Consider the following 20,922-nt stretch of genomic DNA (forward strand, 5'->3'; position numbering starts at 1 on the left):
GCGGCAGCACCAAACGGATCGGTGACTCGGTCCTGGTCGTGGTGCAGCGGGAGAGCAGCCACCTGGTGGGGTACGCGGCGGGGATCGAGCTCGGGAACGAGTACCGGCCCGTCCATCTCGAACAGACCCTGGTGGACGTGTCGGACGTGGACGACGCACAGGTGCGCGCGCTCGGGCGGCCGGACGGCACCCGGTTCGTCCGGGCCCACCGGGAGTTCGAGCTGTCGCCCGTCGGCTCGGCGCACCGTGCCCCCGCCGTCCCGGTCCGGCAGGTCCACGACCCGGTGGCCGAGTGGCTGCGGCTCCTCCAGGAGCCCGGGCTGACGCTGACCGGGCAGCTCACCGGTGAGGAGCGGATGCTGCTGCCCGGCTGTTCGGCGCCGGACGACGAGGGCGTACACCGGCCCTGGCTGGCACTCGTCGACGAGCCCCGCGCCTGGGTCGCCGGCCGGAACTACTCGCCCGACCGGGTCCGCGCGGTCCCCGTCGAGCACGGGTCCGGCTACCGGGCGTCGTTCCTGAGCGCCCCGCCGCTGTCCGTCGTCGACTTCATGGCGGAGATCGCGCCCTACGCGACGGCGGACGGGCGGCTCTGCGACTTCCGCGACCGGCGGCACACCAAGGGGAGGCCCCAGTACGTCGGCGTCGAGGAGACCGGCTCCGGGACCGCCGCCCGCTTCGAGTTCGGGTACGGATGGTTCGTCGACGTCCCCGTGGAGGCGCTGCTCGTCGGCGGGGAGCCGCTCGACCCGGACGGCCTGGCGCTGTTCCACGGCGACCAGATCGACGCCATGACGTTCACCGAGGACGAGAACGTGCCGGGCGGGATCACGGTCGCGGTCGACCTGGCGGACATCGCCAAGGGCGTCGAGCGGCAGATCCACTGGGAGGCGACCCGGGCGAACGTCGTGCATCTGCTCGACGTCACCGTCGACCGCGACCGTCGGCGGGTGATCGTGCACCGCGCCGTCACCCGCAGCCGGGACCTCGGCCGGACCCGGGAGGACGACCACACCGAGACGCGCCCGGTGAGCGCCGTGATCGAGGACCGGGATGTCGAAACACTCCTCGCCGCCCTCGACGCGGGCGTCGAACGGCGGCTGCTGCTCGGCCGGCTCGTGCCCGAGACGGTGGTGCGGCGGCGCCGGGCGCTGCGCTTCGCCACGGTCACCCCGTCCGCGTCGACGCGCGGCGGGGACGGCGGGCTGCGCCGGGACGACCGGCTCTATCTGGAGGCGGGCACCATCCTGGAGACCGTCAACGACCACCTGCTGCGGTTCGCCCTGCCGCCCGAGCTGCGCCAGGAGGGGGAACCGCTGACCGTGGTGGTGCCCCGGCGGGAGTTCTCGCACCGGGAGAGCTGTCTGCGGCGCGCGGCCAAGACTGAGGGCCTCGGGGCCTACCAGGGGCGGGCGCGCATGCTCGTCCAGCTGGGCAACCATCACGGCGGCGGTCACGCCAACCAGTGGCACGGCACGACGAAGTCGCCGCCCGCGCGCGGCGTCGAGACCCTGCGGAGCTATCTCCGGCTGCGGCCGGAGGGCGCGTTCGGCGTCGTCGACCAGGACGCGGACCACATCGAGCTCCGCCCCGGCGTCGTCTTCGGCATCGCCGGGATGACGGGGGTGACCGGGATCGCCCCGGGCTCGGTGGTGCGGCTGACCCTGAACCGGTCCGGCGGCAGGGACGAGGTACGGGTCCACCAGGCGATCCCGGCCGACATCACGTACCTCGACAAGCGGCCGCGGCCGGTGGTCGTCTTCCCCAAGGACGGACTCAAGTACGCCGAGGACATCAGGAAGGCCGAGTTGCCGGGCCGTTTCACCGTGGCGGGCCTGCCGGGGCTCAACGCGACGGCGGAACGGAACTCCGGCGCGGGACTGCTCCGCACCCCACACCCCAAGATCGCGGGCGTGGTCCGCGAGGTCCTGCCGAACGGTTCGGTGCGGCCCCTGCTCGTCGCGGCGGAGGACCTGCGCGCCGGCACCCTCGCGTTCGACCCGGCGGACGCGGCGGGCGGGGTGCGGGTGGTGCCCGTCGGCACGCGGACGAACGAAGAGGGGGGCGACGGGCGGGCGGTGCCCTGGGCGCAGCTCTCCTTCCTGGACGCCCCCGCGCGGCAGCTCGCGTCGGCGTGCGAGAACGGGGGCTGGCGCTACCACGACTCCCGTACGCGGACCTGGCCCGCGGACGGCGGTGCGCCGGGCCAGGTCGACCTGGCCCCGGTCGCCCGCTCCGTCGACGAGCCGGTGTTCTTCTCGGCCCGGCGCGGCCGGTGGACGCTGCGGCACGAGCAGCACGCCCTGCGCCAGTTCGGCTTCCCCGCCACCGAGCTCCTGGAGGAGACCTTCCAGGACCTGCCCGGAGGCCGGCGTACCCACTGGGCGGTGGCGCGGGCCACCGGGGGCAGCGTCTGGCTCGAGCTCACGCCGGGCCGGGTCGCCGAAGTCCGGGGCGAGCTGGTCCGGTTCTCCGATGGCCACTCGCTCGCGGGGCTCGACTGGTCCAGGTTCGCGCCGGGCGATCTGCTGTACGGGCACATCGAGGGCGGTGTGAACGAGTGCGGGCACCTCGTCCTGGAGGACTGGCGTCCCGGCGTGCGCGGCTCCCTGGCGTTCCGGGACCAACGGCCCGAGGTCACCCCCTCCGCACGGATACTGCTTCCGGTGGTCCGCGCCGACGACGAGGGCGGCGCACTCCACCTGGGCGAGGGCGAGGACACGCTGGTCTACCCGGCGGAGCGTGAGCTGATGGCTCGTCACCCAGCGGGTGGGGCGGTCTGGTTGAGTGACGGAAACGAGCTGACGGCGGCGGCCGACAGCCCCGTGGCACCCGGGGACGTCGTGCTCCTCGCCGCGGGCCCGACGGGCGACGGACTGCGCGTCGCCGGACTGCCCGGGGTCCGGGTGGCACTCGCGCCGCTGTCCAAGGAGTGCTGGCTGCGCACGGAGTGGCTGCGCCGGGATCTGGAGGGGAGCGACAGCGTGGTGCTGCGTGCCCTGGGGAGCCTGCCCGTGACCGTGGAGACGGTGACGGAGGCGGCGGACGGCGCCGCTCCGGTGGTCACCGTGTCCCGGCGCCGGCAGCGGGGCGGGATCTGGCCCAACGGCACGATCCTGGCCCGGCCGGTCGCGGAACTCGGCGGCGGGCACCTGGTGATGCGGGCCGGGGCGGCGCTCGTCCGCGCGCATGTGCACGAGCTGCTTCCCGGGCTGCCGGCGGAAGCCGTGGCGGCGACGGCGGCGGCCCTGGTCGGCGACCGGAGCCTGCTCCGGCTGCACTGGGACAGTGAGACGAAGACGCTCACCAGCGGTCTGGCGAAGGACCGGAGCGAGCAGGGCGAGACGGTGGTCCGCGCGCTGCTCGCCGTGAACGCGTCGGACGGCTCCTGCCTCGGTGTGCTGTGCCGGGACGAGCGGAGCCAGGCCCTGTGCTGGCTGCCGGCCAGGGACGCGACCTGGACCGCCGGAGTGCCGGGCGAGCTGCTCGTGGCGCACCTGCGCGCCTCGCGCCGGCTCACCGTCCTGCGTCGCGGCCGCTCCGCGGTCAGCCTCGTCCACCACCCGCTGATCGCCCGCGAGTACGAGAACCTGGCGACGGGGCAGCTGGCTCGCGTGACCGTGGTCGGCCCGGCGGCGGCCCCGGGCCGCAGGGCGCTCCATGTGTCCGTCGGCCCCCTGGGCGTTCTGGCGGTCTACGTGCCCGGCCGGGGCGCGCCCGAGCCGGGCGGCCAGATCATGGCGGAGGTCGCACGCCTGGAGGAGGTGGCGGGGCGGGGAACCGTCCAGTTCGTGGAGCCGGGCACACGGCGCACGGTCGTGGACCTGCCGGACTGGCTGTGCAGGAGCCTGGGAAGGCTGTCGCTGCCCACGTTCGCCGCGCTCGCGGCGCCCGTGGCCGACCTGGTTCCCCCGGATTTCGCCAGCTACCGCGCCGCCTACGAGACCGGTTTGGAAGGGGCGGGCGCGCCGGCCGGGAGCTCCGCGAAGCAGAAGGTGCTGTGGGCGCTCGGGGCGCTCGACCGGTTCCAGGACGAGGTCCCGGCGGAGCCGCGCCGGGCGGCGGCGGCCGCGGTCGCCGACTGGCTCCGCTCGCCGCTCGGCCGTCCGGTGGTGCTCCAGGAGGAGGAGTCGGTCGACCTGGCGCCGGTGGTCGCGGTGTGCCGGATCGGCGCTCGGCTCCTTCACCAGGACTCGGGCTTGCCGCGCGGCTGGGTGGCCTTCCTGCTGAGCCGGGTCGGCGAGCGGGCGGTGAGCTCGCTGCACACGGAGGCGCTGGTGACGGAGTGGCTGATCCGCCCGGAGCGGCATGTGCTCCCGGGCGACTGGCGTCGTCTCAGGTCGGTTCCGATCGCGCGGACCCTGACCTTCGGACAGGTGGCGGCGGTCGAGGACTTCGCGCGCGCCGTGACGGGACGGCCGACGCTGGTGCGGCACGGCGAGTCGGCCAAGGTGGCGCGGGGGCTGCTGGCGTCGATCGGGCGGCTGCCTTCGGCGCAGTACCTCGACAGGGACGCGCCGGTGATGACGGGGCTCGCGCGGCTGGGTCGGAGTCTGACGCCTCCGCACGGCCGGGCGATCCCGGAGTGGCGGCCGCTGGTCGGGCAGTTCCAGGTGCTGGACAAGCTGTTCCCGCGCGTGCTGCGGCTTCCGCTGTCGCTGATGCCGGCGTACGTCCCGCTGTCGGCCGAGGGCGCGCGGTACGGGGCGGCGTTGCTGAGGGAGGCGGAGGCGGTGGCGGCCGGACAGGGGTGAGCGGCGGCTCCCGGGGCCCCGCCGCCTCAGGCGCTGTCGGCGTCCAGGAGGCGGCTGGTGCGGTCGTTCGCGCCGCTGAGGGCGAGGGGGACGCCGAGGCCGGCGCGCATGCGGTGGGCGCGGGCGAGGGCGCTGAGGGTAGGCGGGATCGTCGCGGCCATGCCGGGTACGGCCGCCGAGCGGTCAGCGCGCCAGCCGGTCGAGCGCGGCAAGCACCGGCGCGACGCCGTCCTCCACGGCCAGGCGGTCGGCCAGGGCGCGGGCACGCGCCCGGTGGGAGTCGTCCTGCGTCGCCCGGCGCAGGGCCCCGGCCAGGGTTTCGGAGGTGAGACGGCGCAGCGGCACCGCTCCGGGAGCGGTGCCCAGCGCGGTCAGCCGGGACGCCCAGAACGCCGCGTCGAACTGGACCGGCACCGGGACGCTGGGCACTCCGGCCCGCAGGACCGCGCCGGTCGTGCCCGCTCCCGCGTGGTGGACGACGCCGGCCGTCCGGGGGAACAGCAGGGAGTGCGGCACCTCGTCGACGGTCAGGATGTCGTCGCCCCCGGCGCTCAGCCCCGCCCAGCCCCGCTGGACGATCCCGCGCACCTTCGCCGCCCGCAGCGCGGTGACGATCTCGCGGCTCACCCGCTCGGGATCGGGAACGGTGGCGCTGCCCAGACCGACGAAGACCGGCCGGGGCCCGGCGGCCAGGAAGTCCTCCAGTTCCCGGGACAACTGCCCCGTCTCGTGCGGCCACCAGTACCCGGAGACCTCCAGCCCGGCGGGCCAGTCCCGGGGCCGGGGGACGACGCGCTCGCTGTAGCCGTGCAGCACCGGTCGCGGCCGCCGCCCCCGGGACCGGCCCGCCGTCACGAGCCCGTGCCGCCGCCGCAGTGACCGTACGGCGTCCGCGAACAGCAGCTCCACCGACGTCATGACGACCTGTCCGCTCAGCCGGTTCCCCACCGCGCCCAGGGACCGCGTCCCCAGGACCGGGGCGGGAAACTCCCCGGTCGGATGCAGCGGCTGGAGGTGCAGCCCCAGGGCGGGCACCGACAGGCCCTCTGCGATGGCGTACCCGAGCGGCCCCAACCCCCCGCCGACCAGCAGGACCTCGCCCTGCCGCGCCACCTCCACCAGGGCCGCCGTCATCTCGTCGACCGTTCTCCGGGCCATGGACGCCAGCCGTACGAGCTTTCCCGCACCGGTCCTCGCGTCATGCAGCCGCCGGCCCCGCGGGGAGTGCAGCTCGGCACGGGGGTCCACCGGCAGCGGACGGAAGCGAACGCCCGACCCCGCCACCAGCGGCTCGAACACCCCGTGCGCGGCCAGCGTCACCTCATGCCCGGCCCGTACGAGACCGGCGCCCAGACCCGTGTACGGCGCGACGTCACCCCGCGATCCCGCCGTCATCATCACGATGCGCACGCCACCAGTGTGCCCCACCCGGACGTGACGCCACAGCAGAACCGCCCGTACCGCAGCGCGGGTTGGTCCGGGCGCCTCGATGCCGCCGGGCCGTATCGGATCACACCGGGCGGAGCCGTGGCCCAGCGGTCGACGCGCGACCGTTCTCCCCGGGCAGCCGAGAACTCCCACCCCGATCGTCCCGGCCACCGTCATCCAGAGCGCACCGTCTACATGCGTTTGCTCTTATAGCGCGCATGCAACTATTGTGGAGGCGCACAAAGAGCTCACTCAATCAATGACGAAAGGGCTGCGCCATGCCGCTCGCACTCCTCGCCCTGGCCGTCGGAGCCTTCGGCATCGGCACGACCGAGTTCGTGATCATGGGGCTGCTGCCCCAGATCGCCGCCGACTACGGCGTCACCATCCCCACCGCCGGCCTGCTGGTCACCGGCTACGCACTCGGCGTCGTCATCGGCGCGCCGCTGCTCACCGTCCTCGGCAACAAGGTCAGCCGCAAGCGGATGCTGATGCTGCTCATGGGCCTGTTCGTGCTCGGCAACCTGCTCTCCGCCGCCGCCCCGAACTTCGGGCTGATGCTGACCGGCCGCGTCGTCGCCTCGCTCGCCCACGGCTCGTTCTTCGGCATCGGCTCCGTCGTCGCCGCCGGACTGGTCGCCCCGGACAAGAAGGCCGGCGCCATCGCCACCATGTTCACCGGCCTGACCGTCGCCAACATCGTGGGCGTGCCGCTCGGCACCTTCATCGGTCAGTCGGTCGGATGGCGCACCACCTTCGCCATCGTCGCCGTGCTCGGTGTGGTCGGCCTGCTCGGCATCGCGAAGCTCGTCCCCGCCATGCCCCGCCCCGAGGGCGCCCGTCTGCGCGGCGAGCTGAAGGCCTTCCGCAACCCGCAGGTGCTGCTCGCGATGGCGATGACCGTGCTCGGCTTCGGCGGTGTCTTCGCAGCGATCACCTACATCGCGCCGATGATGACCGAGGTCGCCGGCTACTCCGACGGCGCCGTCACCTGGCTGCTCGTCCTCTTCGGCGTCGGCATGTTCCTCGGCAACCTGCTCGGCGGCCGCTTCGCCGACCGCGCGCTGATGCCCATGCTGTACGTGGCCCTCGGCGGCCTGGCAGTCGTCCTCGCGCTGTTCACCGTGACCTCGCACAACACGATCCTCGCCGCGATCACCATCCTCCTCGTCGGAGCGCTCGGCTTCGCCACCGTGCCCCCGCTGCAGAAGCGCGTCCTCGACCAGGCCCACGGCGCGCCCACCCTGGCCTCCGCCGTCAACATCGGCGCCTTCAACCTCGGCAACGCGCTCGCCGCCTGGCTCGGCGGCCTCGTGATCGCCGCCGGCTTCGGCTACACCGCCCCGAACTGGGTCGGCGCCGTCCTCGCCGCCGCCGCGCTGGGACTCGCCTTCTGGTCCGCGGCCCTGGAGCGCCGCACTCCCGCGCTCCAGGCCGACGTCGATGCCGCCGGTGCCGGCGTCCGCACCCCCGCCCCCGTACATCACTGATCCCCCACTTCCCCTTTCCCCCGCCTCAGGAGAAGCGCCATGAGCACCACCGCCGTCACCCCGCTGAGCACCGCCGACGCCGAGACCCTGATCACCGCCGCCCGCCGCGCCGCCGAGGCCGCCGGGGTCACCGTCAGCGTCACCGTCCTGGACGCGGGCGGGCACCTGCTGGCCTTCCGCCGGGACGACCGTGCGGTGTTGATCTCGGGCGAGACCAGCACCCGCAAGGCGTACACCGCGCTCCAGCTGAACGCCCCGACCGCCGACCTGGTCGACCTCGTGAAGCCCGACGGCCCGTTCCACTCGCTGCCCACCGCGCTCGACCGGCCGCTGCTGTTCATCGCCGGCGGCGTCCCTGTCCACCGCGACGGCCGCCTGATCGGCGCGATCGGCGTGGGCGGCGGCGCCCCCGAACAGGACCACGGCTTCGCCGCCACCGCGCTCGAGGAGCTCTCCCGATGACCGACCCCCGCACCCGCCTCGGCACCGGCGACCTCGGCCTGGTCCACTGGCCGGCACCCGCCCGCGACCTGTACCGGGACTCCTGACGCGCCCTGGAGCCCGCTCGCCCAGGGCGCCGTTCTCGGCGACCCGGCCATCGCGGCCATCGCCGCCCGGTACGACAAGTCCCCGCGCAGGTCGTCATCCGCCGACACCTGCAGCTCGGCAACGTCGCCGTCCCCAAGTCGGTCACCCCGGCCCGGGGCCGCGGGCTTCTCCGCCTGATGCCGACAGTGGTCAGACGGCGGTGCGCGTGCCGAGGCCGTGCAGCAGGGTGTCGACGACGCGCGTGGCGAGAGCGTCCATGGCGGCGTCGGTCTCCGGGACCTGGGTGGAGGCTTCGTGGATGAGGGCGTAGTAGACGCGGCGCGCCCAGTCCAGATCGGTGTCGGGCGGGAGCACCCCGATGTCGCGGAGGCGGATGAACAGCCGCTCGCACCGGGCCAGGACGTCGGCGTGCACGCGCGCGACCTCGGGGGCGTCGGTGGGCAGGGCTCCCATGGCGAAGCCCCAGCCGATCTTCACGCGGAGCACGTTCGCGGTGACCTGGTAGAGCGCGACGTCGGGCGGGGTGGTGTCCGGCCGGGCTGCTTCGACGGCTTCGTGGAACCGTTGCGCCGCCCAGGCGGACAGCGCCCCGATGAGTGCCTCCCGTGAGGCGAACCGCCGGTGCACGGTGGTCCGTGCGACTCCGGCGGCCTCGGCGATCTGCTCCATGGTGGCCGCGGGGTTCGCGGACAGCACCCGCTCCGCGGCTTCGAGGATCGCGCGCACGGTCCGCTCGGTGTCGGCGCGCAAGGGCTTCGTGGAGGGGGGCAGCGCCATGGGGCGGTCCTTCCGGTCGAGCGATGACCTCCTGAGGTTACGACGGCGCGGCAACTCACTCACAACTTGCAACATCAATGATGCATGTTCTAAGTTCTACGCATCGGATAAGTCGCGTCTGTTGACGGAGGAACACATGGACCTGCAGCTGCACGGCAAGACTGCCCTCGTCACGGGCGCCAGCAGGGGCATCGGACTGGCCGTCACCCGCGCCCTGGCCGCCGAAGGGGTGCGCGTCGCGGCCGCCGCCCGCAAGCCCACCCCGGAGCTGACGGCGGCCGGCGCGATACCGGTGGCGGTCGACCTCTCCACCCCCGCCGCGGCGGAGCGACTGGTCACGGAGGCCTCGGCCGAGCTGGGCGGCATCGACATCCTGGTCAACAACGTCGGGGGCGGCGACGGCGGTGTGAACGGCGGCTTCCTCGACGTCACCGACGCGCAGTGGGCGCAGATCATGGACCTGAACTTCCTGGCCACCGTCCGCGTCACCCGCGCCGCCCTGCCCGCCCTGCTGACCGCCCGCGGCGCGATCGTCAACGTGTCGTCGATCGGCGCGCGCGTCCCGCACTCCGGCCCCATCGCGTACACCACCGCCAAAGCCGCGCTCACCGCGTTCGGCAAGGCGCTGGCGGAAGAGGTCGGCCCGCGGGGCGTGCGGGTGAACACCGTCTCGCCGGGTCCGGTCCGCACCGACATGTGGGAGAGCCCGACCGGCTACGGTGCCGGGCTCGCCGCCGCCATGGGGGTCCCCCACGCCCAGCTCCTGGCCGGGCTTCCCACGGCGACGGGCATGCTCATCGACCGGCTCGTCGAACCCGACGAGGTCGCGGCGCTGGTCGCGTACCTCGCCTCGCCCCTCGCCTCCGCGACCACCGGGACCGACCACATCGTCGACGGCGGAGCGGTCAAGACCGCCTAGGGACCGCCCCCGCCTCCGGTCCCCGATCGCAGGCCCCCTGCCGCGGCCCGGTCCGCGCAGGCCCTACGCCCCGAGGGCTGGGCGGACGGCCGCGGCCTTCCCTCCGTGAACACGCGGCTGTCGAGGAAGGAGGGGAGCGAGAGCACACCACCGCCGGTACGCCGGCCGCCCTCGTCGGTCACGCGGAAGTCCCCCCACCACGCCGGTGTCGGCTCGGCCGGGCCGCAGGCGTCGGCCACGGCGCTTGTTCGGCGCAGCCCCGGTGGCCCGGGGGGCCGTCCGGCCGGAGGGTGGGGTGGAGGATCGCCTGTCGCCCCGAGCCCACGAGGACGCCGCCGATGCATCGCTACCCGCCGATCGCCGACCACGGTCTCGTCGGAGATCTGCAGACGTGCGCGCTGGTGTCCGCCGAGGGTGTCGTGGACTGGTTCTGCTCGCCCCGCTTCGACTCCCCGAGCGTCTTCGGCCGCCTCCTCGACCACGAGCGCGGCGGCCACTTCTCGATCACCGTGGGGGCACCCGGTACGACGGTGCGTCAGCTGTACCTGGCCGACAGCGCGGTGCTGCTCACCCGCTTCCTCACACCCGACGGGGTCGGTGAGGTGGCCGACTTCATGCCGCTGCTCGCGGACCCGACCGTGCCCGCCGACCGGCACACCCTGGTCCGGGTGCTACGGGTGGTCCGCGGCACCGTCCGCTTCACGGTCGAGTGCCGGCCGCGCTTCGACTACGGCCGGGAGACGCACGAGCTGGTCCTCGACGGCGCCACCGCGCGTTTCGCCGGGACCACGGCCGCCGCCCACCTCCAGGTGCTCGGCGCCGTCGCGCTGGAGCGTGACGGCCGGGACGTCCGCGCCGAGGTGGAGCTGACCGCCGGTCAGCGCGCCGCCGCCGTGCTCACCCTGGACGCAGCCGGTGCCGAGCCTCCCGAGCCGGCCGACGAGGCGAGCCTGCGGGCCGCTTTCGACGGGGTCCGCTTCTTCTGGCACGACTGGATCAGCCGCTGCCGCTACCGCGGCCGCTGGCAGGAGCAGGTCAACCGCTCGGCGATCACGCTGAAACTGCTCACGTACGCCCCGTCCGGCGCGCCGGTGGCCGCCGCCACCATGGGGCTGCCCGAGCAGGTCGGCGGCGAACGGAACTGGGACTACCGCTACACCTGGATCCGGGACGCCTCGCTGTCCGTGCGCGCGATGGTCGACCTGGGCTTCACCGAGGAGGCGGACGCCTTCCGCCGCTGGCTGGGCGCCCGGTTGCAGGCCGGTGGCACGGTCAGCGGCGAGCCGTTGCAGATCATGTACCGGGTGGACGGCGACCCGGAGCTGAGGGAGGAGGTGCTGGACCATCTGGAGGGCTGGCGCGGCTCGGCTCCGGTCCGCGCCGGCAACGGCGCCGCCGACCAGCTCCAGCTGGACATCTACGGCGAGGCGGTCTACGCCTACGCGCAGGCCCGTGACCTGGCCCAGTTGGCCGGCTACGACGGCTGGCAGCGCTTCGCCGCCACGGTGGACTGGCTGTGCGAGCACTGGGACCGCCCCGACGAGGGGATCTGGGAGACCCGCGGCGGCCGCCAGGACTTCACGTACAGCCGGCTGATGTGCTGGGTCGCCTTCGACCGCGCGGTGCGGATGGCCCACGAGTTCGGCCGCCCCGCCGACCTGCCGCGCTGGACGGCCGCCCGGGACGCGGTGCTGCACCAGGTGATGGAGCGCGGCTGGTCCGTCGAGCGGCAGGCCTTCGTCCAGCACTACGGCAGCGAGGTCCTGGACGCCTCGCTGCTGATGATGCCGATCACCCGGTTCATCTCGCCGCGCGACCCGCGCTGGCTGTCCACCCTGGACGCGATGGACCGCGAACTGGTCTCCGACAGCCTGGTCTACCGCTACGACCCGGCCGCCTCCCCCGACGGTCTGCGCGGCTCCGAGGGCACCTTCTCGCTGTGCAGCTTCCTGTACGTGGACGCGCTCGCCCGGGCCGGCCGGCTGGAGAAGGCCCGGTACGCCTTCGACAAGATGCTCACCTACGCCAACCACGTGGGGCTGTTCGCCGAGGAGATCGGCCCGACCGGCGAACAACTCGGCAACTTCCCGCAGGCCTTCACCCACCTCGCGCTGATCACCGCCGCGCTGACCCTCGACGAGGCACTGGACGGCTGACGCCGTCGCTCCACGCTGCCGTCCTGGTGTGCCGAGGGCGTTTCGATCATGCGAACTACGCGCGTCAACCTGCCCGTACGCCGTTGACGCCCCCGACCGGCTCGGCAAGACTCCTGCCCCATGCAGCCCCCGCGTGACCGCTCGGTCACCCTCGTCCAGCGCCGGCACGTGGACCTCGTCCGTGTCGCGAGCGCGGTCTGTCGCTGCGCCTGACGACCCCCTTCCGCTCACCCGGTCGTACCCCCACGCTCCTCCGTCCGCCCCGCCCGCGGCGCCGTCCCCCGCCCGCCGGGCCCCGGAGGCACGCCCGCACCTCCGCACGCCCTTCTGGAGACCCGTATGTCCACGCCCCTGTCCCGCCGCGCCCTCGGAGGGGTCGCCGCCGGTGCCGCCGCCGCGGCCGCCCTCGGCGCCACCTCGACCGCCGCGCAGGCGGCCCCCGCGTCCGACCCGCGGGAGCGTCCCTTCCGGGCCGCGCACCCGCGGCGCCACTCCCGGCGGCCCAACATCCTCTTCATCCTGGGCGACGACCTCGGCTGGGCCGACCTCTCCTCGTACGGCTCCCCGCACATCCGCACGCCCCACCTGGACCGGCTCGCCCGCGAGGGCGTCCGCTTCACCGACGCCTACTCCGGCTCCGCGACCTGCTCCCCCACCCGCTTCAGCCTCTACACCGGCCGCTACCCGGGCCGTACGAAGGGCGGGCTCGCCGAGCCGATAGCCGACAGGTCCGCCGGCCTGGAACCCACCCATCCCACGCTCGCCTCGCTGCTCCGGGACTCCGGCTACGCGACCGCGCTCATCGGCAAGTGGCACTGCGGCTACCTCCCCGACTACTCCCCCACCAAGTCCGGCTGGGACGAGTTCTTCGGCAACTTCGGCGGGGCCCTGGAGTACTACTCGAAGCTCGGTCTCGGCGGCGAGTACGACCTCTACGAGGGCGACGCCGAGTACAAGGACCTGCGGTACTACACCCGAATCCTCACCGAGCGGGCGAGCGAGTACGTCGGACGCGACCACGAGAAGCCCTGGCTGCTCAACCTGAACTTCACCACCCCGCACTGGCCCTGGATCGCCGACGGCGACACGGAGGCGAGCGCCGAGATCGTCCGCCGGATCAAGACCGGCGACCGCTCCGCCCTCTGGCACCAGGACGGCGGCTCCGTGGAGAAGTACAAGGAGATGGTCGAGGACCTCGACCGCTCGGTCGGACAGGTCCTCGCGGCGCTGAAGCGCTCCGGCCAGGAGCAGGACACCCTCGTCTTCTTCGCCAGCGACAACGGCGGCGAGCGCTTCTCCTACAACTGGCCGCTCGCCGGGAACAAGGGCTCGCTCCAGGAGGGCGGCATCCGCGTCCCCTCGATCCTGCGCTGGCCCGCCCGGATCGACGGCGGACAGGTCAGCGACCTACCGGTGTTCACGCCCGACTGGACGGCGACCCTGCTGGAGCTGGCCGGCGCCCGCCCCCACCCGGCGTACCCCCTCGACGGCACCAGCCTCGCCGGGCACCTGCTGCGCGGCGCCGAGGTCCCGGAGCGGGACCTGTTCTGGCGGGTGCGGGGCGAGCGGGCGCTGCGCCGCGGCGACTGGAAGTACTACCGGGGCAAGTCCGGCCGGGACCAGCTCTTCCACCTGTCCGAGGATTCCCGTGAGCAGGCGGACCGGGCGCCGTTCGAGCAGGCGCGGCTGGCCGGGCTGCGGGCCGCGTGGGAGCGGATCGACGCGGGGCTCCTCCGCTACTGAGCCCTCCCCGCCCGCGCGGAGAGGACCCGGCCGGGTGCGCCGGCCGGGTCTCCGGGTCTCAGATCAGGCCCTGGGTGAGGGCGACGGAGTCCGGGACCGTGACCACCTCCCGTACCGTGCGGGGCATGACGCCCAGGATCTGCTGGGTGACGTACTGGGCCGACATCATGGCTCCCTCCTGCCAGCCCGGCAGCGGGGAGATCTGGTCGCCGGTGACGTGGAAGACGTCACCGCCCTCGGGCTGGAGCAGCCGGTGGTAGGCCGTGCGGTGGTCCTCGCGGTCCGGGTTCCATTCCGGCCAGCCGCCGAGCTGGTACGGGACCTTGTGCCAGGCGATGGTGATGCCCTTGTCCTGGGGGACGAGGGTCTCGTCGGCGAACTCGGGGTGGAGTTCGGCGGCGCCCGCGCGGGCCACGGCGAGCCGTTCGCCGGTGGGCAGGGCGCCGAAGCGCTCGGCGACCTCGGCGAAGTTGTAGGCGCCGGTCAGGGTGCCGCGGCCGGAGAAGTAGCCGGTGGACGGGTACCAGAGCTGGGTGATGGCGTGGGAGGTCCAGCTGATGCCGCCGTAGATGCGGGTGCCGTCGTCCTCCCAGAAGCGCCGCTCGGCCTGCCAGCCCACCTTGCAGGTCTTCTCGAACTCGACGACCCGGAGGGCGGATTCGAACGCCGTGGAGAATCCGGCCCGGCCGATGCTTCTGAGCACGGGTACGGGGATGCTGCTCACGCAGTGGCGGGCCCCGGCCGTGAGGGTCCGCCCGCCCTTGCGGTAGGTCACCCGGGCGCGGGGCGGGTCCGTGCCCGCCGTGATCGCGATGTCGGTCACCTCGGCGCCGAGCACGAGGTCCGCGCCCGCGACACGGGCCTGCCGTGCCAGGGCCTCGACGATCCGGTCCATGCCGCCGACCGGCTGGAACATCGAGGGCTGCCACGGATGGTCGAGCGGTTGGTAGAAACGCGTCTTCCAGAATCCGGACCCGACGAGCTCCTCGAAGGTCAGCGGCGGGACGGGGACCGGGAACGGCTCCCCCGCCGCCGGGTCGTGGAGGTGGCCGGACCGCTGGGCGACGGAGTACTTGCCGTTGTCGTCGAGCGCCCCGAAGACCCGCAGCAGATCACGTACCTCGCGGGTGAAGGCGTCGTCGGCCGTCAGCGTCTCCGCGAGCCTCGCCGCGAGGTGGCCGCGGGTGTCGTTGGCCACCCGGCGGTTGGGCAGGGGGTGGGAGAGATGCGGCGGACGGACGAGGTTGGCCGTGGTCTCCATGACGTACGGTTCGAGCGGCACCCCGAACTCGCGGCAGTACGAGAGCACCCGGCGGTGGTGGTACGGGATGCGCCCCGGGCCCAGGTCGGCGTGAAGACCGTCGTCGAACCGGCACGTGTGGGTGCGGACGGGCGCGCCGGTCCGGTCGTCGATCTCGTACAGCTCGTCGCCCTTGCGCACCGTGCGGCTGCGCCCGCCGACCCGCCCCGTGGCCTCCAGGACGGTGCAGTCGTACCCGATCCTGCTCAGTTCGTACGCCGCGGTCAGACCGGCGACTCCGGCGCCGAGGATCAGCACCTTCTCGCCCGGCCGCGGCGGTTCGGGGAGCCGGGGCGGGCCGGTCCAGCCGGTCGCCGCCGGGCCCGCCGCCCCGGTCATGGCGTCGTACAGCGCGCGGGCAGCGGGTTCCTCGGGGGGTGGTGACGGCCTGACGTGCTCGCTCGTGGGTGGCATCTCGGTACCTCGTTCTCTCGTCGCGTGCTGGGTGCGTGGGGGTGTTCAGCCCTGACGCAGCTCCAAGGTGCAGCACTTCACGCTGCCGCCCGCCTTCAGGAGCTCGGACAGGTCGACCCCGATCGGCTCGAATCCGCGCGCCGCGAGCACCCTTGCCAGCCGGGTCGCGGCCGACGGCAGCAGCACGTGCCGGCCGTCCGACAGGGCGTTGAGACCGAAGGCCGCCGCGTCCTCGGCCTCGGCCAGGACCGCGTCGGGGAACAGGGTCTCCAGGAGCGCGCGGCTCCCTTCGGAGAACGCCGGCGGGTAGTACATGATCTCGGTGTCGGAGAGCACGCTCAGGGCCGTGTCCAGGTGGTAGTACGCGGGATCCACCAGGGTGAGGGTGACCACCGGGAGGCCGAAGAACTCCTCGGCCTCCTCGTGCGCCCGGGGCTCCGTCCGGAAGCCGGTGCCGGCGAGGATCGTCCGGCCCGCGAGCAGGTAGTCGCCCTCGCCCTCGTTGACGAAGCGCGGGGCGCGGACCGTCGGGTAGCCGCGGTCGGTGAACCAGGACAGGTACGCCGGTCCTTCCGCGGCCCGCTCCGGGTGGCGGAAGCGGGCGCCGAGAACCCGGCCTTCGATGACGGTGGCGCCGTTGGCGGCGAAGACCATGTCCGGCAGCCGCGGGTCGGGGCGGATCTCCTGGACGGTGTGGCCGAGCCGGCGGTACAGGTCGCGCAGCCCGGCCCACTGCCGCAGGGCGCGCACCGGGTCGACGCCCCGCTCCGGCCTCATCCACGGGTTGATGGCGTAGGTGACGTCGAAGTGCGTGGGCCTGCACATCAGGAACCGGCGCGCGGTCGCCGTCCTCGGCGCGTGGCGGCTCGCGGGCACGCGCTCGGCCGGCAGGGGCTCTTTCATCGGTGTGCGGTTCACGTCCATGACGTGCCTCCTCGGCGCAGGCCCGCCACCCGGGCGGGCATCGACCAGACGTAGGAGAATCCTTCGCCCGCCCGCTGGTCGAAGCCGTTGTCCGCCTCGTACGAGGCGTACTCCGGGTGGTACAGCGAATGCGGGGAGAAGCGGCTGACCGTGGTGGCCGAGCCCTTGTGGAGCTTCACGGTCACCGTGCCGGAGACGTGTTCCTGGACGTCGTCGAAGAACGCGTCCAGGGAGGTGCGCAGGCGGGTGAACCACTTGGCGTCGTAGACGAGTCGGGCGTAGTGGCGGCCGAGGTCGGCCTTGTAGTGGAACAGGTCGCGTTCGAGGACCAGGTTCTCCAGTTCCCGGTGCGCCTCGTAGAGGACCGTGGCCGCGGGGCTCTCGTACACTCCGCGTACCTTGAGTCCGACCAGGCGGTTCTCCATGATGTCGATACGGCCCACGCCGTGCCGTCCGGCGCGCTCGTTGAGCCGCTCGACCAGCCGCACCGGGTCCAGGGCCTCGCCGTCGAGGTGGGTGGGTGTGCCGCGTTCGAAGGTGATGCTCACGTGCTCGGGCAGGTCGGGGGCGGACTCGGGCGGCGCGGTCGCCGTGTAGACCTCCTCCGGCGGGGCGAGCAGCACGTCGTCCAGGGAGCCGCATTCGACGCTGCTGCCCCACAGGTTGGTGTCACGGCTGTAGGGGCTGGAGGTGAAGGCGGGGGTCTGGACGCCGTGGGCGCGTGCGTAGGCGATCTGGGCGGAGCGCGTGGTGAGGTCCCATTCCAGGACGGGCGAGATGATGTGCATGGCCGGGTCGAGGGCGGTGATCCCGGCGTAGAAGCGGACCTGGTCGTTGCCCTTGCCGGTGGCGCCGTGGGCGACGGCCTGCGCCCCTTCCGCGCGGGCGATCTCCACGAGGCGTTCGGCGATCAGGGGCCGGCTCAGTGAGGCGGCCATGAAGTACTTGCCCTCGTAGACGGCGTCGGCGCGCAGCGCCCGGAAGGCGTACCGGGTGAGGAACTCGTGCCGCAGGTCCTCCACGTACACCTTGGCGGCGCCGTTGCGCTCGGCTCGGGACCGGGCCTCGGCGAGGTCCTCGCTCTGTCCGAGGTCGGCGCAGAAGGCGATGACCTCCGCGTCGTAGGTCCGCTGGAGCCAGGCGAGCGCCAGGGAGGTGTCGAGTCCGCCCGAGTAGGCGAGGACGATCTTCATGACGGCCTCCTCGGGCTCGTCGCGTGGAGCTTTCGGAGCATGGCCCTGGTGTAGAGCCGTTCGCCCCACTGTTCGTCGGAGACGGGGAGTTCCCGTCCTTGCGCGATCATTCCGATCACCTCGTAGAAGAGGACCAGGCAGTGGGCGGCGGTGCGGGCGCTGAGCGAGGCGGCGGTCTCGCCGGGGGCGATGGGGAAGCGGTTGACCTTGACGATGGGGCCGGCGTCGATGCGGGGCACGAGGTGGTGGCTGGTGGCGCCGAACTCCGTACCGCCTTCGAGGAGGACGAAGTCGTAGCCTCCGACGCCGCGGAAGCGGGGTGTGGCGGGATGGAAGTTGAGGGCGCTGACGCGGGCCCTGGCGAGGGTCTCGGGCTTCAGGAGGAGATCCGCCTTGAAGCAGAAGATGTGGTCGCCGTGCCAGTCCTCGTGGCGGTGGGGCGGGGGGTCGCCGTGGTCCCACAGGATGAGGTCGACGTGGCCGAAGACGTCGCGCAGGTGGGCGGCGGCCAGCCGGCTCCAGTGGGAGGTGTCCCCGATGAAGAGGACGTTCCTAGTCTTCGTTCGTGTCGTGGACATCGTGGAGCTTCCTTCCTCGGAAGATGAACCGGACGGCGAGCAGGACCGCCGCCACGGCGAGCACGGTCAGGACGCTGACCCGCTCGGAGAGGATCCAGGCGCCGAGCAGCACGGCCACGGCGGGGGTGACCAGGGTGTAGCTGGTGGCGAGGGAGGTGCGGACCGCGGTCAGCAGGTACATGTACGCGCTGTAGGCGAGCAGCGATCCGAAGACGACGAGGTAGGCCCAGGCCCACAGCGCCGAGGCGTCCGGCATGTGCTCGACGCGCTCCCCGGCGAGCAGTCCGGCGAGGCTGACGAGCGTGCCGCCCGCGAGCATCTCTCCCGCGTAGGCCATCGGTCCGCGGGGCAGGTCGAGGTGCTGGCTGAGCACCGAGCCGAGCGACCAGCTGATCGCGGCGGCGACGATGACGGCCGAGCCCTCGGCGCCGCCGCCGAGACCTCCGTCGAGCGCGAGCAGCACGACTCCGGCGAGGCCGAGGGAGATGCCGTACACCTCGAGGCGGTTGGGCCAGCGGCGGGTCGCGACGCCGGCCATCAGGACGGTCCACACGGGGACGGTCGCGATGCCGACGGAGGCGAGGCCGCTGGAGAGGGACCGCTCGGCGATGGCGATGCCGCCGACGCAGCCGCCCTGCATGAGTCCGCCGACGAGGGCGCAGTTGAGCCACTGCCTGCGGGTCGGCAGCCGGTGTCCGCGGGCCGTCAGGAACGCCGCCAGGACGATGCCGCCCGTGAGGAAGCGGGTGCCCGTCATGAGCAGCGGTGGCATGGTGTCGAGGGTGTAGTCGATCGCGAGGTAGGTGGATCCCCAGACGACGTAGACGGAGACGAGGCAGAGGATCACGGTCGGGGTGAGGGTGGACGGGGTGGACCGGGTCTCCCGGGTCTGTGTGGTCACGTCCGTGCCTCCCTTTCAGTCGCTCGCGCGGAGTCCGGGCGAGCAGGTGAAGCCGAGGATGAGGATGTCCCTGGTGGCGGGCCTGCCGGGGTCCACCGGGGTGGTGGACGAGACGGAGTGCAGGACGTCGCGGTCGCACCAGAACATCGTGTCGAGGGGGTCTTCGAGCCTGAACTCGGCGATGACGTCTCCGGATTCGCCGTGTACGCGGGAGTCGCCGCCGCGGGTGTTGACGCGGTCCATCAGATGGATGGCGCCGAAGTCGATCTCGTCCCGGTGGACGCCCTCCGGGGTGGGTTCGCCGGCTTCCCGCGCGGTGGCCCGGGTGCGGAACTGATGGCAGGCGACCTCCCAGGGGTGGTCGAGGGTCTCCTCGTCGACGGGGAACTGGGAGAAGTCGGAGCGGATGAGCTCGCCCAGGAGGGGGCTGCCGACGGAGGCGCGGGTGAGGGGGGCCACCTCGCGGTGGATGCCGCCGGCGTACCGGTTGGCCGTGGTCGACTGGAAGTACGGCCGGTGGGTGAGGAGTTGGACGGCGCGGGTGCGCGGCAGGTACCGGAACCGGGCGTAGCGGCGCTCCCGGAACGTGGCCCCGTCCTTGAGGTAGCGGTCGGGTTCGAGCCGGTTCCATTCGTCGGCGAGGGCCTGCCGGCCGGCGCGGGCGGCGGGGTCGAGGGCGAGGCCGGCGCCGCCGACGAAGGCGTAGCCGCGGGAGCGCAGTTCGCCGGTGATCGGGTTGGACCAGGTGATCCTGGGCATGTCGGTTCTCCAGACTTCGGGTTCGGCCGGGTGCCGTGTTCTGTCATCGACTCTCGGGTGCCTGTCGTCCCGGGGGCATGAGCGCCCGGTCCCGTCCCGCTCCCTGTCCCTGTCCCGGTCCCGGTCCCGGTCCCGTGGTGAACGCGTCGAGGGCGGCGCGCAGGACGTCGGTCCCCGCGGGGGTGAGTGCGCGGCCGTGCTCCAGGTGCGGGGCGCCCAGGTCGTCGAGGAGGACGAGGCGTACGCGGTCGGCGCCGGTGCCGGCGGCTCGCCGGCGCGGCAGGTGGCGGCCGGCGCAGCCGTGCACCAGAGCGGTGAGCACGTCCTCGGCCGTGGTCCCGAGGGGCAGGCGGGTCGGACCGCCCGCCCGTCGCACCAGGTCGGCGTGGGCCTGTTCGCCGGATGCGTCCAGGAGCCCGGAGAGGCGCGCGACGCGGGCGGCGACCAGCAGGCCGAGCAGTGCGTCGGCGCCGTGGGACAGGGATCCGGGGCGGGCGGCGGCGCGCAGGGCGCGGGCGAGGGCGCGGCCGTAGTGCAGGACCTCGGCCGGTCCGGTCTCCAGCGGGTCGTGGCTCAGCAGGGCGGCGCGGACCTCCACGCACAGGGAGAGGAAGCCGGCGAGGGTCTCCGGGGTGTAGCGGCCGTCGCGCCGGAGCCGGCCGGCGACCTGGTCGTACGAGCCGGGGACGACCGCGAGCACGTCGCGGACGAGTGCGCACACCCCGGCCCGCAGCTCCCCGGCGTCCAGGGTGTCCAGGAGGTCGAGCTGCTCCCGTACGAGGACGGGAGCGCGGTGCGGACCGGTGCCGGCGAGGCGCGCGACGGAGAGCGCCGCGTCCGACATGGCCCGCAGGGTGGTCGGCAGGCGGAGCAGCGGGGGCCGGGTCCCGTCGGCGCGGGCGAGGCGGTCGGCGGCCCGGACGACCCGGCTGCCGCCGAGGGTGAAGGCGTTGAAGGCACTGGGCTACGCCTGCCGGGAGCTGCCGCGGGATGCGGAGCACGTCCGGGCAGCGCGTGCCGAGTGGAAGGCTCGAGTG

At 73.5% G+C, this 20,922-nt stretch carries 17 protein-coding genes and 1 pseudogene; 8 read left to right on the plus strand and 10 right to left on the minus strand.

All coding sequences use genetic code 11. From position 1 onward, the window contains the following. Window positions 1–4,754 (plus strand): hypothetical protein (locus ABZ318_RS31995; protein WP_356905938.1); only part of this gene is annotated, 4,754 nt, incomplete at its 5' end. Between the two features lie 26 nt (window positions 4,755–4,780). Here the strand turns inward: ABZ318_RS31995 and ABZ318_RS32000 are convergent. Continuing rightward, a complete protein-coding gene (locus tag ABZ318_RS32000; RefSeq protein ID WP_356905939.1) occupies window positions 4,781–4,915 on the minus strand; it encodes a hypothetical protein in 135 nt (44 codons plus the stop codon). A gap of 22 nt (window positions 4,916–4,937) precedes the next feature. Continuing rightward, the gene (locus ABZ318_RS32005; protein ID WP_356905951.1) at window positions 4,938–6,149 is read right to left on the minus strand and encodes a glycosyltransferase; all 1,212 of its coding nucleotides are present in this window, start codon (window positions 6,147–6,149) and stop codon (window positions 4,938–4,940) included. A 311-nt stretch (window positions 6,150–6,460) separates the two neighbouring features. Between ABZ318_RS32005 and ABZ318_RS32010 the strand changes: the two genes are divergently transcribed. The 3 genes and pseudogenes from ABZ318_RS32010 to ABZ318_RS32020 form a co-directional block, all read left to right on the plus strand. Further along, window positions 6,461–7,672: an MFS transporter gene (locus ABZ318_RS32010; protein ID WP_356905940.1), complete on the plus strand. Its 1,212-nt coding sequence runs from the start codon at window positions 6,461–6,463 to the stop codon at window positions 7,670–7,672. Between the two features lie 39 nt (window positions 7,673–7,711). Then, window positions 7,712–8,134: a heme-binding protein gene (locus tag ABZ318_RS32015; RefSeq protein WP_356905941.1), complete on the plus strand. Its 423-nt coding sequence runs from the start codon at window positions 7,712–7,714 to the stop codon at window positions 8,132–8,134. A gap of 93 nt (window positions 8,135–8,227) precedes the next feature. Beyond that, window positions 8,228–8,382 (plus strand): annotated as a pseudogene (locus ABZ318_RS32020) (aldo/keto reductase); the annotation flags it as partial. 28 nt (window positions 8,383–8,410) lie between these two features. On the opposite strand, the gene ABZ318_RS32025 reads toward ABZ318_RS32020, so the two are convergent. Further along, window positions 8,411–8,998 carry a TetR/AcrR family transcriptional regulator gene (locus tag ABZ318_RS32025; RefSeq protein ID WP_356905942.1) on the minus strand — a complete coding sequence of 196 codons (588 nt, stop codon included), beginning with the start codon at window positions 8,996–8,998 and terminating at the stop codon, window positions 8,411–8,413. 136 nt (window positions 8,999–9,134) lie between these two features. Between ABZ318_RS32025 and ABZ318_RS32030 the strand changes: the two genes are divergently transcribed. The 4 genes from ABZ318_RS32030 to ABZ318_RS32045 all read left to right on the plus strand — a co-directional run bounded on the left by ABZ318_RS32030 (window position 9,135) and on the right by ABZ318_RS32045 (window position 13,816). After that, window positions 9,135–9,917 (plus strand): SDR family oxidoreductase, encoded by a 783-nt coding sequence (locus ABZ318_RS32030; protein ID WP_356905943.1) that lies wholly within the window; start codon window positions 9,135–9,137, stop codon window positions 9,915–9,917. 338 nt (window positions 9,918–10,255) lie between these two features. Further along, window positions 10,256–12,073, plus strand: a complete 1,818-nt coding sequence (locus ABZ318_RS32035; RefSeq protein WP_356905944.1) for a glycoside hydrolase family 15 protein — start codon at window positions 10,256–10,258, stop codon at window positions 12,071–12,073. A gap of 120 nt (window positions 12,074–12,193) precedes the next feature. Then, window positions 12,194–12,286: a putative leader peptide gene (locus ABZ318_RS32040; protein WP_352028280.1), complete on the plus strand. Its 93-nt coding sequence runs from the start codon at window positions 12,194–12,196 to the stop codon at window positions 12,284–12,286. A gap of 126 nt (window positions 12,287–12,412) precedes the next feature. Next, a complete protein-coding gene (locus ABZ318_RS32045) occupies window positions 12,413–13,816 on the plus strand; it encodes a sulfatase-like hydrolase/transferase (protein ID WP_356905945.1) in 1,404 nt (467 codons plus the stop codon). A 58-nt stretch (window positions 13,817–13,874) separates the two neighbouring features. Here ABZ318_RS32045 and ABZ318_RS32050 read toward each other — a convergent pair whose 3' ends face one another. Genes ABZ318_RS32050 through ABZ318_RS32080 form a run of 7 tightly spaced genes read right to left on the minus strand, consistent with a single transcriptional unit; the run spans window position 13,875 to window position 20,759 of the window. Next, complete coding sequence (locus ABZ318_RS32050) at window positions 13,875–15,530, minus strand: FAD-dependent oxidoreductase (RefSeq protein WP_356905946.1); 1,656 nt, start codon at window positions 15,528–15,530, stop codon at window positions 13,875–13,877. Window positions 15,531–15,575: 45 nt separating this feature from the next. Next, window positions 15,576–16,433 carry a dimethylargininase gene (gene ddaH, locus ABZ318_RS32055; protein ID WP_356905952.1) on the minus strand — a complete coding sequence of 286 codons (858 nt, stop codon included), beginning with the start codon at window positions 16,431–16,433 and terminating at the stop codon, window positions 15,576–15,578. Between the two features lie 11 nt (window positions 16,434–16,444). Continuing rightward, on the minus strand, window positions 16,445–17,647 hold the full coding sequence (locus ABZ318_RS32060; RefSeq protein WP_356905947.1) for an argininosuccinate synthase: 1,203 nt from the start codon (window positions 17,645–17,647) through the stop codon (window positions 16,445–16,447). Next, window positions 17,644–18,225 (minus strand): formyltransferase family protein, encoded by a 582-nt coding sequence (locus ABZ318_RS32065; RefSeq protein ID WP_356905948.1) that lies wholly within the window; start codon window positions 18,223–18,225, stop codon window positions 17,644–17,646. The genes ABZ318_RS32060 and ABZ318_RS32065 overlap by 4 nt, the downstream gene beginning before the upstream one ends. Next, window positions 18,200–19,126 carry a drug/metabolite exporter YedA gene (gene yedA / locus ABZ318_RS32070; protein ID WP_356905949.1) on the minus strand — a complete coding sequence of 309 codons (927 nt, stop codon included), beginning with the start codon at window positions 19,124–19,126 and terminating at the stop codon, window positions 18,200–18,202. Before yedA ends, ABZ318_RS32065 begins: the two co-directional genes overlap by 26 nt. 15 nt (window positions 19,127–19,141) lie before the next feature. Continuing rightward, on the minus strand, window positions 19,142–19,885 hold the full coding sequence (locus ABZ318_RS32075) for a 2OG-Fe dioxygenase family protein (RefSeq protein WP_356905950.1): 744 nt from the start codon (window positions 19,883–19,885) through the stop codon (window positions 19,142–19,144). Window positions 19,886–19,928: 43 nt separating this feature from the next. Next, a complete protein-coding gene (locus tag ABZ318_RS32080; protein ID WP_356905953.1) occupies window positions 19,929–20,759 on the minus strand; it encodes a hypothetical protein in 831 nt (276 codons plus the stop codon). Between the last annotated feature and the right edge of the window lie 163 nt (window positions 20,760–20,922).

Origin of the sequence: Streptomyces sp. NPDC006197, from assembly GCF_040613865.1 — a bacterium.
Taxonomy (GTDB): Bacteria; Actinomycetota; Actinomycetes; order Streptomycetales; family Streptomycetaceae; genus Streptomyces.